A 17,494-nucleotide genomic window follows, 5' to 3' on the forward strand; every position below is an offset into this window, starting at 1 on the left:
ATGATATGAAGATAGTATTCGCCACGAACAACAATAACAAACTTTCGGAGATACGCAGAATACTCGGCGAAGGCTTCGAGGTGGTGTCACTCGCCGAGACAGGGTGCCGTGAAGACATTCCCGAGACGGGAGATACGCTTGAGGAGAATGCCGTACAGAAGGCACGCTACGTCTTCGACAAATACGGATACAGTTGTTTTGCAGACGACACCGGACTCGAAGTCTATGCACTCGGCGGCGAACCGGGAGTGCATAGCGCACGTTATGCCGAAGAAACCGACCACGACAGCAATGCCAACATGGAGAAACTGCTGCGAAAATTGGGCGACACAACCGAGCGCAAAGCACGTTTCCGAACAGTAATAGCACTGTTGGAAAAGAAAGAAAAACAAGAGAACGGGACACAGGAGGCAACGTTGCACATTTTCGAAGGTAAGGTGGAAGGCTCCATAATCACGGAAAAACGAGGCAACGAAGGCTTCGGTTACGACCCCGTATTCGTGCCGGAAGGGTATGACAAGACATTCGCCGAACTCGGCATGGACATAAAGAACAATATCTCACACCGCGCAAAGGCGGTCAGAAAACTTGCCGACCACTTGCTTAAATGAAACATGAACTCTCCGTTTTGATACCTGTTTTCAACTGCCGATGCCGGGATTTGACAGAGTCCCTGCATCGGCAGTTGCGCGTTTTGCCGGTAAAATATGAAATTATAGTTGCCGACGATGGTTCGACAGACACACAAGTGATTGCTGAAAACAGAAGCATAAAGACATTGGAGAATGTCAGACTAATAGAACGGAACATAAATTCGGGACGTGCAAAAATAAGAAATTTCCTTGCAAGAGAAGCACAACATTCCAACCTTTTGTTCCTCGATGGCGACATGAGTATTGAAAAAGACGATTTCATTGCCAATTACATCAAACACGACGCACCTGTGGTATATGGCGGATACGACATAACACACAACGACGAAACACTCAAATCAAACCTGCGATACAGATACGAACGCAAAGCGGAGGGCAACCACAGTGCCGCAATACGCAGCAAAAAACCGTACAACGATTTCCACACGAGCAACTTTATGACAACGAAAGAGATAATGACCCGCTTCCCTTTCGACGAGCGTCTCAGACACTACGGCTACGAGGACGTGCTGTGGGGAAAGACACTTCGAGACAACGGCATTGTCATAAAGCACATAGACAACCCACTGACATTTGCAGACTTCGAGACAAATGACGGTTTCGTACGCAAGACAGAGGAAGGACTGCGCACACTGCGCATGTTCAAAGACGAACTGCAGGGTTATTCATCGCTGCTCGAATACGAACGAATAATACGCCGGTTGCATCTTGTTCCGCTGATGCGCCGCATGTTCAGACTGTTGCGTAAAACTCTTTTGCACAACTTGGAAAGCAATAATCCAAGCATTTTCAAGTTTAATATATACAAACTCCTATATTTCCTCAACGAAGAACGAGGAAACAACAAGGAGACAAAATGATTGATGATAAGATAATTAAAACAACGGTTTCTATGAGGAAATACATATTATTAGTTGTCGGAATGATTGTTTCGGCAACGAAAGTTTCGGCAAGTGTGGGACAATGGAATGCCTACATGGCATACAGCAAGATAACCGATATAGAACCATCGGGCAAAAAAGTTTATGTACTCGCAAGCAATAATCTTTTCTCATACAATCCGAACGACAACAGCATCGAGACATACGACAAGATAAGAACTCTGTCCGACACCGGAATTTTGCACATAGCATGGTGCAAAGCGGCAAAAAAACTCGTAATAGTATATGACAACCAGAACATCGACCTCATGCAAAATGACGGCACGGTAGAGAACAACAGCAGTTTATACAACAAAATAATGTCGGAGAACAAATCGGTGTCGTGCATAACGATAAACGGAAAGAACGCATATCTCGGCACCGATTTCGGAATAATAAAACTCAATGTGGCGGACAACGAGATTAGTGCGACATACAATTTCGGGGCAAAGATTTCAAACATAACAATAAAAGACGGCATAATTTTCTGCAAAACAAACAAGGGAGAGAAGCGCGGCGACATGAATGACAACCTTCTCGATCCGGCATCGTGGACACCGCTGAAAAGTGGCGAGAAACCGGACTATGTAAACGAAAACACCATAATACAAAACTCTGACAACGGATATACCGAACTGATTGCATTCGACAGTAACAACAAATGCTATTGGAGTACGCAGAAAGACGGAAAACTGCAGTCATGGAAACTCAACAACGATGGAAGCAGAACAATTACAGCAAGCGGCATACTGCCCGAAGGACCAACATATAACTACTTTACCACGATGCGTTTCTACGGCGACAAACTATACACCTGCGGAGGAAGTTTCACACGGTGGGGCGATAAACTGAGACCGGGTTGCATACAGACATACGACGGGAAAGAATGGTTCAACTATGAAGATAATCTCAAAGAGAAAACGGGAATACCTTATTACGATTTGATGGACTTTGACATCGACCCGACATACACCAAAGGCGTGCGCCTGATGGCAGGGGGAAGAACCGGACTATACGAGTTTATAGACGGAAAATTCATGAAACTATACAACACCGACAACTCGTTGCTGCAAGCCGCTTACACGGTACTTAAAAACAGTTATGTACTCGTATTAGGCGTAAACTTCGACAAAAAAGGAAATTTGTGGCTGCTCAACGGAATGGCATACAACGTGTGCCTGCTGAAATACGGAGCCGACGGAAAATGGAATACATTCCCAAAGAGCGAACTGATACAGGACAAGAACGTGGTACTGCACTATCCGTCGCACTCGTTCATGGACCGCAACGGACTGCTATGGTTTGCCAACGACTATTGGCACATGCCTTCATTCTACTGCTATGACACCGAAAAAGACATACTCGTTTCATACAAAGAGCCTTTCAAAAACCAAGACGGAACGGAGTATGCAGTGAACGCCATCGAGTCGATAATGCAAACCAGGGACGGAAATATATGGATAGGAAGCAGCGGAGGACCAGCATATCTGCCAAAGGAAAGCATAGGAAAAAATGACAATACGCTCATTCAAGTAAAGGTGCCACGCAACGACGGAAGCAATCTTGCCGACTATCTGCTCAACGGTGTCAACATAAACTGCATGGCAGAAGACCCTGCCGGTCGCAAGTGGTTCGGCACCTTCCACGATGGTGCATATCTTATTGACAGTGACGGCATAACCGAACTGAAACATTTCACGGCTCAAAACAGTCCTCTGTTGGACAACGAAATAGAATCCATAGCGATAAATGAAAAAACCGGAGAGGTTTTCTTCGGTACAAACAAAGGACTTTGTTCGTACATGAGCGATGCCTCGAAGGCAAACGATGAAATGAACGAAGACAACGTATATGCATATCCAAACCCCGTGAAACCCGAATACGACGGACTGATAAGCGTGGTGGGACTGACATTTAACGCAGATGTCAAGATAACGACAAGCAACGGGGTACTCGTAAGTCAGGGACGCAGCAACGGTGGTATGTTCACATGGGACGGTCGCGATCTCAACGGCAATCGGGTGGCATCGGGCATATACATGGTACATACTGCAACAGCCGACGGCAAATCGGGCATGGTGTGCAAGATTGCCATAATAAACTGACATACCGCTATTACTCCGAAAATGGAAAGAAAACAATGGATAGACACTCTGCGAGGCATCTGTATGACCGCCATATTGCTGTTTCATACGGAGATGTACTATTCCGGCGACTACATCATTCCATACGGTTGTTATGTCCACAACGCACTGGCGACCTTTTTCTTCGTATCGGGCTATCTCTTTTGCGGCAACAGTCGCGACGGTCGGGAATTTGATTTTGCACGCAAGATAAGGTCTGTATTCAAGACACTGATAGTGCCTTATTTCATCTTTACCACCGTTATCGGAACAATAAAGATTGTTGCAAACCATGCCGAATCCACCGAAATTCTGCATAACATTATCCTCGGCAAAGCATCATGGTTCGTTGCGGCACTGATTGTTGCAGAACTTTTGCTTGCCGTGACAATGTTCATAACACGAGGAAAAACCGTGTTGTTATCCATCACGGCACTGTTATCTTTTATCACGGTATTCGTAATAGGCAACAAACACAACCCTTCTCCACTCTTCAACGAACAAAATTCATGGTATGTCAACGATGCCTTTCTTGCCATGGGAATAATGATTTGCGGCATTTTCTACCGTCGTCACGAAGATTTTTTCAACCGTTTCAACACAATATTATATACATCATTGCTTTTCATATTATTATTAATTATAAAAAACATTATTATTATATATCAAATAAACACTGTGTTGGGAAGTATAGAAGTATCTAACATCCCGATGTTCCTTACCGACATCGGTATCGCAATTCTATTCCTTGTAAATCTTAGCAAACTTATCAATAAACTGCCGTTGATAAGTTGGACGGGGGCACATTCGCTTGTTTATTATTTTTTTTGTGGTGCAGTTCCTGCAACGGTGACATTTTTATTCAACAAAATAGGATTTCAATACAGCCATTATTGGCAAATTATCGTTATGTTGACAGCAGTATATTTTATATGCACTGCCATCGCTTTTACAATTTACAGATATACCCCTTTCTTGGTTGGTAGAACCAAGAAAAATTATTTTCTCCCGTTAATAATGATGCTTATTACTGCAACCGGGACATAAAATAACAAACATTAATAGACATATAACTGCCCCGAATACATCAATTATAAAGGTATTCAGGGCAGTTTTTTGTTCTCGTACAACTCCGTTCTAACACCCATTTTGCCAAACTGTTTTACCATTCGGTAGTTGCGGTGTATAAGGTCTATGTCCTCATCGGGAAGATTGAACACGTTGGAATAGAACACATATTTTTCCTTTCCGGTGAAATCTGCCCATTGACGGTGGTCGCCATTCAAATCAACACCATCTATTTCTCCGTTGTTTGGAAAGAAAGTGGCAACATCGGCAATGTCTATGCCCCGTTTGTCTATATACTCAATCATGTCACGTCGCACTCCCCAATAGTTGAGATGTGCAAGTGAAGCGTCCCAACCTTGCGACATCTTGTCCGGATATACAATGAAATTGCCGGCTGCAAGTGCGACGAACATCACCACATACACAATATGTCTGTGAACATACTCACGAAGCATTGCCACGGCAAGCAATGCAATCAACATATAACTTACTGTGAAATAACGGTGTCCTATCGGATTTACTATGAACAGACTTATGCCCCATACCACGGAAGTGGAGCCTGTGGCAACGACAAACATATTCCGATATTTCTTGTTTTTCCATCCCCCACGAAAGAAAAGTACGAATGTAACGAAAAGCAAAAGCACAATTCGCCCGAAATCGGTGAACCGCTGACCTATTACTGCTACGTTCCAAGAGAAATTGGTGAAGAAACCGGCAATAGAGCCATATCCCGTGGCATCGCCCCAAGTGCTCTCCGGATTGGATATTATCCAACCCTTACATGTTAATCTCCAAACAATAAAAACAACGGCGGGAAGACAACCCAAAAGATATGCTTTCCACTTGATGAAAACACGGTTTACAAACAAATCAACCAAAAACAACCCTCCGCAAAGCATCATTCCACGCAAAGACACTATACCGAGGAATGCCAAACCCGTTGCCTTGCGCCAACCGCTGTCGCGCAACATTCCGTTCAATGCGAGCATGAAAAAGAACATCAGCGGCACCTCAGTGGTGACAAGGGTCATCTGAGACAATAACGTCGCATCTGCAATCATCAATACAAATGCTGCCACGGCATCGCTCTTTTTCTTGAAATAGAAACAACATAAATCCCACGATTGCCACAATATACCGAAAACAAAAGGAAGAAGTACCAAATGAGACACCAGCAACGACCGTCCGAAAAGTTTCCACGAAGCAGCCATCAGTGTGGCAATAAATGGCGGATGTCCCGGATCTGTTGCCGCGGGAATATTTCCCCACGCCATTATTCCGTTTTCATACAAGAAATTTCCCATTGCAGACACAAACGTGGTGTTGTCCCAGAAAATACCGGTATGTAAAGCAACAAAACCTATAAACAAGGTAAGTAATATAAAAATCAGTGTTTTTCTTATCATTTAATTTCCCAATGTTTCTTCAAATTGCAAAATTAACAAATTAATTTATTAAATGAAATAATACAACCAAAATAAGCAAACGTCAGTCATATTTTCAAAATTTAAAGTACATGTTCATTGACATTTAACTTTGAACAACCGCTTAACAAAAAACATTCAGTGACATGACAAATACTTGAAAAGTACTTTATGATTTACAATTTAGTCTGTTTTGATTTACAATTGAAAAACAATTTCGGCGGTTTTACAGAACAAATTAAGCGAAATTACTTTCATCATGTATATTAAAAATAAATCGTTTTTAGTCTTTTATGTTTATATTTTCTTGCGCAACATTATTCGTTACAACCTTTAATATTATGTGGAAAACTATGTTGATAACCATGTTTAAAACCGTCATGATATTAACACAAGACATTTAACGAAACAAACAATGTTGATAATAAAAATCTTATTTGTGTGTTTTAAAAAACTTTTCCACATAAAATGTATAGAAAAAGATATAAACTTATTAATTTTGCAGGCATCAAAATAAATCGTGGATAAACCACTTAAACAACTAATATATAAATAGTAATATGGTTGATAACATGTGTATAAATGCGAACAAGATGTGGATTGCTTAAAAAGAAGAAAACAAACAAATAGTTTTCAACATTTTCAACACTACATCATACTCATATTCTATTTTTATTTTTAAAAAAGAAATAAAAGAAATTAATAATATTATGTTGAAAAACGAATGGAAGGATAAAGGCTTCGTCGACGAACCTATAGCGGAAGGAACAAATCTGAAAGCAGAGATAAGACATCTCTGTAAGGAAAAGGATGCCATTATCCTTGCACACTACTATACCGTTGGCGAGATACAGGAGGTTGCCGACTTTATAGGCGATTCGCTTGCATTGGCACAGAAAGCGGCACGGACAGATGCAAAGATAATAGTGATGTGCGGTGTGCATTTTATGGCAGAGACCTGCAAGATACTTTGTCCGGAGAAAACGGTTCTGTGTCCCGACTTGAATGCAGGATGTTCGCTTGCAGACTCTTGTAATGCCGATGATTTGAAGAAATTCAAGGAGGAACATCCGGGATATAAAGTAGTAAGTTACGTTAATACTACGGCTGCTGTCAAAGCATTGACAGATATTGTCGTTACGAGTGGTAATGCAAAGAAGATAATAGACAGTATGCCGAAGGACGAGAAGATAATATTCGGTCCCGATTATAATCTCGGTTCTTACATCAATTCGGTAACCGGAAGAAATATGCTGCTTTGGAACGGTGGCTGTCATGTTCACGAACGTTTCTCGGTGGAAAGTATAGTAAGACTTAAAAGAGAACATCCCGATGCTTTGGTACTTGCACATCCCGAATGTAAAGGTCCGGTACTTGCGCTTGCCGATGTGGTGGGTTCTACCGCAGTAATACTTAAGCATTGTATTGAAAGTGACAAAAAAGAGTTCATAATAGCAACGGAGTCCGGAATATTGCATGAGATAGAACGTTGTTGCAAAGGTAAGATGTTCTATCCCGTTCCGCCGGAAATGAGTGAGGATACTCCCGGTTGTTCTTGCAATGAATGCAATTATATGAAACTAAACTCTCTAAGCAAGATATACAATACTTTGAAATACGAATGGCCTGCCGTAGATATTCCGGAGAATATACGCCGTAAGGCAGTGAAACCCATTGATAGAATGCTTGAGTTGAGTTAAATATATTTGAGTAGGTTTTCAAAATCAATTTTATTTTCTTATATATAACGGAATTACCGAAAGACAAACGTAAATATACAGACAATTAATTTTGAAAACTTACTCCACATATACGGGCAGACATATAGAAAGTCTTGATTTCCTTAAGGCTTTTCTAATATTTACCGTACTTGCCGAACATTATTTTGGTACGGTATGTTTTGATAATGTAAACAAAGAGAGTTTTCCGTTGCTTTTTTGGTTTAGCGAGATAATCAATGCTTTTTTTAGAGGTCAGAGTGTGCCTGTTTATTTCTTCATTTCAGGTTATCTCTTTTTCCTCGGCGGTAATTTTTCGTTGGGAAAATATTTCAATAAGGTAAGAAACAGAATAAAGTCGTTGTTGATACCTTACGTTATATGGAACAGCATTGCCATAATAATGTTACTAATATTGCTGTCATCGTCATTCACTTCCATGATGAGATATGGCGATTATATTGATTTCTCCGTATCCAATCTGCTTTCATGTTATTGGATATACGACGGCAATCTTGCAGGGATGAATATTCCTTCATCAACTGCTCCGTTGAACATGCCGTTGTGGTATGTCCGCGATTTGATGCTTCTTATTGTCATTTCTCCCGCAATTCGTTGGTTTTTGAAAAATACGGGGGTGGTATTTCTTATGATTGCCTGTGGTTTATGGATATATACTTCGGTTGAAACACCGCAAATATATTATCCTTGGGAAGGTATGTTCTTTTTCTCATCGGGTGCTTATTTTTCAATTAACGGCAGAGAGATAAGTACTGTTGTCGGTCGAAATCTTATTCCCTACTCGCTATTTTACTTTGTTTTCAGCATAGCGTTAACCATAGGCGGATATTATGATGTTGATAACATCTTCTATATCAAGTTTCCGAATATAATATTAGGTTTATTGTTCTTCGTTTCATTTTTCGAACGCATTTCTCATGGAAACTTAATAAACAGAATGAGGAAATATTTCGGATGTGCTTTTTTTATTTATCTTTCGCATGGATTGATAAACAGTAAGTTCATAAAGATGATGATATTTGCTGTCAAACCCGACAACGACACAGAGTGTATTTTCGTTCTTTTATTTTCCTATTTTTCAAACATATTGCTGCTTTATGCCATATACAAATTGCTTGAAAGATTTTATCCCCGTGTTTTGAATTTGATTACAGGACGCTGACATAATGTAAAAATAAGGTATGATACTTTTTTTTCGTATATTGTTTTCTGATTATACAAAATTTGTATAACTTTGTATGCAAAAGAAAAAGGTTATGGCAAGGGACTGTTTATGGCATGAAGAATATTGGCTTTTGCTAATGCAACTTTATCTGAAGAAACCTGTGGGAGTGAAAGCAACATACAGTAAACCGCTGGTTGACTTGAGTATCGAACTTCATATACCGCCGCAGGTGTTGCGCAAGAAGATGTTCAAACTGCGAAGCATTGACACACCGAGGATAAAGAGATTGTGGGAGAAATATGGTAAAAGTCCGAACAAGCTTGCCGATGGAGTGAGGAAACTACGCCGAATGACCGGATTCAGCAATGCCGAGGAATTTTATGACGGAGTGGAGATAAACGAGAGTTTCGAAAAATATTTCCGACCGATAGACAGAAGACCGGAATTGAAACCGGTGATGCTGGTAATGATTCTTAACCTTTATTTCCGATTGACACCTATAACAATGGTTGAGGAAACACCGGAGGTACGGCATCTTGCAAAGATGATGAAGATAAGCCCCGATACTGTGGTAGAGGTGATGGAAATATTCCAAATATACGACCCTTACCTTAATCGCGAAGATATGATTTTCAGTACACTGCTCGCTCCGTGCCAAGAATTGTGGCAGCGTTTCGGGAATGACAAACTTGAAGAACTATCTGCACTTTCGGCACAGTTGGTTGAGTATTTTTGATAATTATGTCACAAAGGTTGATACAGACTCAGGAGCAGAAATTGGTACAGCAACAGAAACTTACGCAACAACAGATGTTGCAGGTGAAGTTGCTGGAAATGCCTATTGCCGAACTCGAACAAAGCGTGCAAGCCGAGATAGACGATAACCCGGCACTTGAAATTGCCGCTACGGATAATGACGATTATACTGTTGAACCGGCGGATGTTGACTTGTATGAAGATGACACTGATTTCGAACAAAGCACGGAACGTGAAGAACGCAAGGACGAACTCGACAATGTGTTGAAGAACATGGTTGGCGATGACGAGATGCCGGAGCCGAGCGGTGCATCATTCGGAAATTATGGCAACGCCGATTATGAAGAGATTACATACGGCGACCGTAAATCTTTCTACGACAGACTTAACGAACAGATTGGCGAACTTGACCTGAATGAACGAAAGAGAGAGATAATGGAATATATAATAGGTTCTCTCGACAATGACGGACTACTCCGTAAAAAAATCGACGACATAGTAGATGAACTTGCCATATATAATAACATATATACCTCTGAAAGTGAGGTAACGGAGATATTGGAAGATATACAGGAGTTTGACCCTGCCGGTATCGGGGCACGGACACTGAAAGAATGTCTGCTGATACAGATAGAACGTAAAAAGGCAAACCCTATGAGACTGATGCTTCATGACATTATAGAGAATCACTACGATGATTTCATGGGAAAACACTGGGACAAAATAGTGCAGACCATGGGTATCGGAGAAGACGATGTGACACTGCTGCGCGAAGAGTTGCGACGGCTTAACCCCAAACCCGGTGCTTCTCTTGGCGAAGCGGAAGGAAGAAACATGCAGCAGATAACACCCGACTTTGTTATAGATACCGCGGAAGACGGCACCGTGACATTCTCGATAACAAAGGGGCGAATACCGGAATTGTATGTAAGTGAATCTTTTACAGATCTTGTAAAGACATATAGGAAAGACAAAAGCAAACTCGGCACGAAGGAAAAAGAGGCTCTTATATATGCCAAAGAGAGAATAGACCGCGCAAAAGGGTTTATCGAGGCGGTGAAACAACGCCGACATACACTTTATGTCACAATGCGTGCCATAATAGACATACAGAGGAAATATTTTGTCAACGGCGATGAGGGAGAACTTAAACCGATGATATTGAAAGACATTGCAGAACGTACCGGACTCGACATAAGTACCGTGTCGAGGGTAAGCAATCAGAAATATGCGCAAACAAGATGGGGAACGTTCCGGCTTAGGCATTTCTTCAGTGACAGCATAAAGACCGACAGCGGTGAAGAACTGTCAACAAGAAAACTGAAAACGGTACTGCGCGAGATAATAGAAAGCGAAGACAAGCGTAAACCTTTGGGTGACGATGCACTGAGCAAAGAAATGAAACGTCGCGGTTTTCCGATAGCGAGGCGTACCGTTTCGAAATACAGAGAACAAATGGGAATACCGGTTGCAAGATTGAGAAAATAATGACTGAGAAGAAACTGATACTTGTTTCGAGGGTGATAAGTTCGATAGTCACACCATTCTATTTGCCGATGTTCGGCATGATAGTACTGTTCATGTTCACATATCTCGGTATGCTCGATACTTGGATAAAGTTGCGTGTACTGCTGATAGTGTATGTTTTCACAGTGATACTACCCACCTATCTCATACGTTTCTATCACAACTACCACGGGTGGACACCGATACAGATAGGTTCCAAGGAACGCCGCATGGTGCCTTATGTTATAAGCATAGTGTGTTACTTTGTATGTTACTACATAATAAATCTGCTTCACATGCCGCATTTAATAGGTACGGTAATCATGGCGGCACTCGTGTTGCAGGTGGCTTGTGCATTTGTCAACTTGCGATGGAAAGTATCGACACACTCGGCAGCCATAGGCGGCGTGATAGGTGCGGTAATTGCTTTCTCGTTTCTTTTTTCGTTCAATCCCACATGGTGGTTGTTCGCGCTTTTCTTCATGTCAGGATTGGTAGGCACAAGTAGAATGATACTCCGTCAGCATACTCTCGTAGAAGTGGTAATGGGCTTTGCAATTGGCATTGTGTTGGCATTCCTTGCAGTTATATATTATAGGAACATCGTGTAAGAACATAATTTTAAAAACATAATAAATATATTATTTATGAATCCGTTGGTAAGTATAATCATGGGCAGTACGAGCGACATGCCCGTTATGGAGAAGGCAATGATATTTCTAAACGATATGGAAATACCGTTCGAGGTAAACGCCTTGTCGGCACATCGCACGCCGAAAGCCGTGGAAGAGTTTGCCGCTAATGCCGCGGGTCGTGGCGTTAAGGTTATAATAGCCGGTGCCGGCATGGCTGCCGCTCTGCCCGGAGTAATCGCTGCACAGACCACTTTGCCTGTTGTGGGTGTCCCCATAAAAGGTTCGGTACTTGACGGCATGGATGCGTTATACAGCATATTGCAGATGCCGCCGGGAATTCCCGTGGCAACAGTGGCAATCAATGGTGCCATGAATGCCGCAATTCTTGCCATGCAGATAATCGCTCTTGGCGACGAGAAGATGGCGAAACGGTTTTCCGATTATAAGTCGGGACTGGGCAAGAAGATAGAAAAAGCCAACAAGGAATTGGAGGAAATAAAGTTTGAATACAAAGTTTGACATGTCTCTGAAACGTAGATTAACATCGGTAACGAAAGTAGGCAACATCGAAATAGGGGGCAAAAACCCTGTTCGTATCCAGTCGATGGCAACCACAGACACCAACGACACCGAAGCATCAGTGGCGCAGGCAAAACGAATCATAGATGCCGGAGGCGAGTTGGTTCGCTTTACAACGCAGGGAATACGTGAGGCGGAAAACATGAAAAACATAAGTGCCGCACTGAAAGCCGACGGATATGATGCCCCGCTTGTTGCCGACGTACACTTCACCGCACATACCGCCGATGTGGCGGCAAAGTATTGTGAGAAGGTAAGGATTAACCCGGGAAACTATGTTGACCCCGGACGTACTTTCAAACATCTTGAATATACTGATGATGAATATGCCGATGAACTGAAGAAGATAGAACGGAAACTTGTGCCGTTTCTCAATATATGCAAGGAGCGACATACCGCCGTACGCATCGGGGTGAACCACGGTTCGTTGTCAGACCGTATCATGTCGAGATACGGAGACACACCGGCGGGAATAGTTGAGAGCTGCATGGAGTTTCTGAGAATATGCCGTTGCGAGAAATTCAACGATATTGTCATTTCCATAAAGGCATCAAACACGGTGGTAATGGTAACTACCGTGCGACTTCTTGTCCAGACAATGGACAAAGAAGGTATGCACTATCCGCTGCATCTCGGTGTTACGGAGGCAGGCGAAGGAGAGGACGGGCGCATAAAGAGTGCGGTAGGCATCGGAGCATTGCTCACCGAAGGCATCGGAGACACTATACGCGTGTCGCTCTCCGAAGAGCCGGAGGCGGAAATACCGGTTGCACGCCGTCTTGTGGAACTTATACCGGAATGCACCGAACTGCGACGGAATGCAGTGATAGAATACGGTACGCTGTATCTTGACCTTAATGCTTCGACATGGGAAGACTTGCAACTGAAAGCGGCAATGGCGGCAGGAGCAATATTGATTGACAAACGTGCCGGTGACCTGCGCATATCTTGTAAGATTGAGAACGGAACTCAGGCGGTACCTACAGCAGAGCAACTGACATCTCTACAAGATTCAATACTTCAGGCGGCACGCATAAAATTTACCAAGACAGAGTATATTTCGTGTCCGGGTTGCGGACGTACATTATACGATTTGCGCTCCACCATCGCACGGATAAAAGAGGCCACGAAAGGCATGGTGGGCGTGAAGATAGGTATAATGGGCTGCATAGTGAACGGACCGGGAGAGATGGCAGACGCCGACTATGGATATGTCGGGGCGGGACGCGGAAAGATAAGCCTGTACAAGAACAAGGAATGTGTGATGAAGAACATTCCGGAAGAAGAGGCGGTGGACAGACTATTGGAGTTGATAGCCGCCGACCGTAAGACCGATTGACTGCATTTTATTGTATTGTCGTAGTTCGTCTCGTTTGTTTTTTGTAAATTAAGCGTCAGCAAAATCATGGAATGATGAAGAACATACATACGCTGAACACCACCGCAACACCGCCGCCGCGATTTACATACCCGTTTTGTTACGAGCCGCACAAACTTTGTAAGGAGGCTGCTGCAATGGTGCGGGAATATATAAGGGATAACAAGGTGTTGCGAAAAGATGCCGACAGCGGAAAGATGTTCGGAGTATTGGTGGTGGAATTGCCATCGAACGACGGTGATAAACAGTCTTCCATTGCATTTCTTGCAGCTTACAGCGGATTGCTTGCCGGGCGGAACGACTGGGAATGGTTTGTGCCTCCGGTGTTCGATGCACAGCGGAAAGAAGGTGTTTTCAAAATGCGCGAGGTGGAAATTTCGTCTGTCAACAAGCAGATAGATACCATTAGTAACGATACCGAGACATTGCGTCTGCGTAGAGAACTCGCAACGCGTCGGGAAGAAGGGCGGTTGGCGGTGGAAAAATACAAGTCTGTAATGGAACAGGCGAAGAAAATACGCGACATGAAACGCATGCAACGCAACATCGAACCTGATGTTGCCACAGAACTGACGAGGGAAAGCCAGTTCCAAAAGGCAGAACTGAAAAGGATAAGGAAATTGTATGCTGCCGGTGTGGCTCGTGCAGAGGAGGCACTGAAAGATGTTGACAACAGACTTGAAAGTTTGCGACGGCATCGTCGCGAGATGTCTGAAGACTTGCAGAAATGGCTCTTCGGAAAGTATGAAATGCTTAATGCAAAGGGAGAGAAGAGAAACCTTGTGGATATATTCCACAATTTTAATGGGAAAATGCCACCGGCGGCGGCGGGAGATTGTTGTGCGCCTAAGTTGTTGCAATATGCCTATCTAAACAAACTGAAACCGCTTTGCATGGCGGAGTTCTGGTGGGGCGAATCGCCGAAAGCCGAGATACGCCGGCATCTAGCATACTATCCGGCATGCCGCAGCAGATGTCTGCCGATACTTTCGTGGATGATGCGGGGACTTGCCGTTGACTCTAATCCGCAGGAAAATACGGAAAGTCAGTTTTTGCCTGTAATATACGAGGATGACGATATATGGGTGGTTGACAAGCCATCGGGGATGTTGAGCGTACCGGGTAAGATAAGGCGTGAGTCGGCATTCGACATATTGAAAGCGAAATGTGTGCAAGGACACGAACCGCTCGTGGTACACCGGCTCGACATGGAGACTTCGGGGTTGCTGATATTTGCGAAGAATGCCGCTGCGCAGAAAAGTTTGCAGCGACAGTTCGAACACAGAATGGTTGAAAAGAGGTATGTGGCAGTGGTATCGCCCGTACCGAAAAAGTGCAGCGGAACAATTTCACTGCCAATGCGTCCCAACCCGATGGATCGCCCGCGACAGTTGATTGACATAGATGGAGGACGCGAGGCAATAACGAGATATGAAGTAATTGTTGAAGATGGGAAAGCGGCATGCGTGGCTCTTTATCCGGTAACGGGACGCACTCATCAACTGCGTGTCCACTGCGCACACCGCGATGGATTGAACTGCCCTATCGTCGGCGATGCTTTATATGGATTTCCGGACAAACGATTGATGCTGCATTGCGAGCGCATTACGGTGGTTTCTGCCTCAGGCATGCGACAAGAGTTTTTCTCGGAAGCACCTTTTACAATACCTCTGCAAAAGTAATTACCCACATTACTGTCTATACATATTTTTCACCGGCATATATTATGTTGCGAGTTGATAACGAGAATGTTTGTCATTCGCCTGAAACTTTTCGTCAATTTCACCGAAATTGACGAGTAAAACCGCCGAAATTGGTCGGTAATTTCGGTGAAATTGCAGTACGATCAAGTACAAATGAAAAGCAGGTTCGGGGTAAAAACGGTATAAACAGTTTGAGACTTCTGCAAAAAAACTAATTTTGCAGAAGTCTCTTTCCGTAAGTTTGTTTTCGTATAAATTAAAATGTGCCCCTGCATTTGAAATAATTGCAGGGACATATTGTTATTTTATATCGGCGTTTTACCACCGTTAAAATGTCGTCAGTTTGCCGGTTCCAAATGCCAACCTCTGCTACCGCTTGAATAAGAATTGTTGTTTACAGGCTCGTCGTAGTTATTACGTTTGCGTGTATTCGTTACTTTCTTCTTTGGTTTCTTTGGCTCTGCAGGTTTGGTGGTTGGGGTTTTCTTTGCGGGGATAGACGGTGTTTCGTCCACATTGTTTGTGGTTTCGTCTGTCATATTTTCGTTATTTCCGTTTTCTACCATATCTTCGATTTCCGTTTCGACATTCCCGTTTTCTACTTGGTTGTCGTTCTCTTCCAAACCGAATCCTTCCGTTTCTCCGGTATTGTCGTTGTCATTGGAAATCACATCGGTATCTTCTTCACCAATTGTAGAGTCTTTGTTCTCCTCAATATTTGTAATATCTGCGATTTTATCTTTAAATACAAAGAAATACAATGCTGTTCCACCACCGCCGATTAAAAGCAATACGGCAAGAAGTATGATTACTATAATCCCTGCTTTGCTCTTTTTCTTTGGTTTAACGTATGGCTGTGCAGGTTTTGGTTGAGCCGGTGCTGCTGCCGGTATGGGTTGTTGCGGAACCGGTGTTGCCGTTGGTACTGGTTGTTGCGGAGTGGGTGTTGCCGTCGGTACGGGCTGTGGTGGTACTTGAGGTGCTGCCGGTTCTTGTACGTTTGGTACTTCGGGAATTTCAGGTTTTGGAGTTTCCGGTACCGGCGGTACCGGTGGTGTAGAACCCGGAATTGGCGGAGATCCCATAGGTTTGTCAATGTTATTTGCCATAAGTCTCAGTTTTATTATAATAATTTGGTAATAGATGCAAAGGTAGTAACAATGATTGTTATTTGCAAGTTTTGCATAATAAAATGTTATATCATTCAATATAATTCTTCATCATTATAAAGTGTGGGTGTCGGAATCTTTCCGACACCCTATGTTCATATTGAGGAAAATATATTGATTGTGAATGGTTTTTGTTAAATTGTTTTTTATTTTTCTACACATCTACTTATTGTTAAGCATTTCTTTTATGCGCATGTCAACTTCGTTCTTTACCATCTCTTTGATAGTGTCAGCAGTTCTATGCGTTCGTCCACTATATTTTGAATTTCTTTATCTGCATTGCGCTGCCTGTTTGTATTCGATAAATTATTCATAGTGGCATGTGATTTTAGTTTCCTGCCACAAAGATAGACATGAAACTGACAAAGACACTTGCTTTTTTAAGACATAAAAATGCTCTTATCAGACTTTATAATGTTTCAAGAGTTGCTCAAAATAGACATTTTTTGTGTGTAACATGTTGATATTTAGGATAGTTATATTTGTATATTTACATTTTTTAAGTATTATTGTTTTTACCGTCTAAAAGTGTTGTTGTTGACGTTTATACAGATATTTTTATCAATTTGATACAATAAACCCAAATCGGTCATTAGACCGCATTTGCTTAGATTTGCCATTGCCGTTACGCTTCCCGACTGCTTTAGCCCGCTTGCTGACATCTGCGCAGCCA

General features: G+C 42.7%; 14 protein-coding genes. 12 read left to right on the top strand and 2 right to left on the bottom strand.

The window, feature by feature from the left end:
* Positions 1–5: 5 nt before the first annotated feature.
* From EII32_RS07410 to EII32_RS07425, 4 genes are read left to right on the top strand one after another with little or no spacing between them, the layout of a single operon-like run.
* Entirely contained in the window at positions 6–611 is a 606-nt protein-coding gene (locus tag EII32_RS07410; RefSeq protein WP_125234800.1) for a non-canonical purine NTP diphosphatase, read from the top strand.
* Entirely contained in the window at positions 608–1,513 is a 906-nt protein-coding gene (locus tag EII32_RS07415) for a glycosyltransferase family 2 protein (protein ID WP_125234801.1), read from the top strand. The genes EII32_RS07410 and EII32_RS07415 overlap by 4 nt, the downstream gene beginning before the upstream one ends.
* A 32-nt stretch (positions 1,514–1,545) precedes the next feature.
* Positions 1,546–3,678 (top strand): two-component regulator propeller domain-containing protein, encoded by a 2,133-nt coding sequence (locus tag EII32_RS07420; protein WP_125234802.1) that lies wholly within the window; start codon positions 1,546–1,548, stop codon positions 3,676–3,678.
* Positions 3,679–3,699: 21 nt separating this feature from the next.
* Positions 3,700–4,743: an acyltransferase family protein gene (locus EII32_RS07425; protein WP_125234803.1), complete on the top strand. Its 1,044-nt coding sequence runs from the start codon at positions 3,700–3,702 to the stop codon at positions 4,741–4,743.
* A 56-nt stretch (positions 4,744–4,799) separates the two neighbouring features.
* Here the strand turns inward: EII32_RS07425 and EII32_RS07430 are convergent, their stop codons facing one another.
* A complete protein-coding gene (locus EII32_RS07430) occupies positions 4,800–6,173 on the bottom strand; it encodes a hypothetical protein (protein ID WP_125234804.1) in 1,374 nt (457 codons plus the stop codon).
* Between the two features lie 728 nt (positions 6,174–6,901).
* Between EII32_RS07430 and nadA the strand changes: the two genes are divergently transcribed.
* The 8 genes from nadA to EII32_RS07470 all read left to right on the top strand — a co-directional run bounded on the left by nadA (position 6,902) and on the right by EII32_RS07470 (position 15,631).
* Positions 6,902–7,891, top strand: a complete 990-nt coding sequence (gene nadA, locus EII32_RS07435) for a quinolinate synthase NadA (protein ID WP_125234805.1) — start codon at positions 6,902–6,904, stop codon at positions 7,889–7,891.
* A gap of 91 nt (positions 7,892–7,982) precedes the next feature.
* Positions 7,983–9,092 carry an acyltransferase family protein gene (locus EII32_RS07440; protein ID WP_158611150.1) on the top strand — a complete coding sequence of 370 codons (1,110 nt, stop codon included), beginning with the start codon at positions 7,983–7,985 and terminating at the stop codon, positions 9,090–9,092.
* A gap of 94 nt (positions 9,093–9,186) precedes the next feature.
* Positions 9,187–9,831, top strand: a complete 645-nt coding sequence (locus EII32_RS07445; RefSeq protein ID WP_125234807.1) for a hypothetical protein — start codon at positions 9,187–9,189, stop codon at positions 9,829–9,831.
* A gap of 5 nt (positions 9,832–9,836) precedes the next feature.
* Entirely contained in the window at positions 9,837–11,339 is a 1,503-nt protein-coding gene (gene rpoN / locus EII32_RS07450) for an RNA polymerase factor sigma-54 (protein WP_125234808.1), read from the top strand.
* Positions 11,339–11,968, top strand: coding sequence for a phosphatase PAP2 family protein (locus tag EII32_RS07455; RefSeq protein ID WP_125234809.1), 630 nt, complete (start codon positions 11,339–11,341; stop codon positions 11,966–11,968). The genes rpoN and EII32_RS07455 overlap by 1 nt, the downstream gene beginning before the upstream one ends.
* 36 nt (positions 11,969–12,004) lie before the next feature.
* Entirely contained in the window at positions 12,005–12,511 is a 507-nt protein-coding gene (gene purE, locus EII32_RS07460; RefSeq protein ID WP_125234810.1) for a 5-(carboxyamino)imidazole ribonucleotide mutase, read from the top strand.
* Between the two features lies 1 nt (position 12,512).
* Positions 12,513–13,910 carry a (E)-4-hydroxy-3-methylbut-2-enyl-diphosphate synthase gene (ispG, locus tag EII32_RS07465; RefSeq protein WP_125234816.1) on the top strand — a complete coding sequence of 466 codons (1,398 nt, stop codon included), beginning with the start codon at positions 12,513–12,515 and terminating at the stop codon, positions 13,908–13,910.
* A 71-nt stretch (positions 13,911–13,981) separates the two neighbouring features.
* On the top strand, positions 13,982–15,631 hold the full coding sequence (locus EII32_RS07470) for an RluA family pseudouridine synthase (protein ID WP_125234811.1): 1,650 nt from the start codon (positions 13,982–13,984) through the stop codon (positions 15,629–15,631).
* Positions 15,632–15,990: 359 nt separating this feature from the next.
* Here EII32_RS07470 and EII32_RS07475 read toward each other — a convergent pair whose 3' ends face one another.
* On the bottom strand, positions 15,991–16,761 hold the full coding sequence (locus tag EII32_RS07475; RefSeq protein WP_125234812.1) for a hypothetical protein: 771 nt from the start codon (positions 16,759–16,761) through the stop codon (positions 15,991–15,993).
* Positions 16,762–17,494: the final 733 nt, after the last annotated feature.

It is taken from the genome of Prevotella sp. OH937_COT-195 (assembly GCF_003932845.1).
Classification (GTDB): Bacteria; Bacteroidota; Bacteroidia; order Bacteroidales; family Bacteroidaceae; genus Prevotella.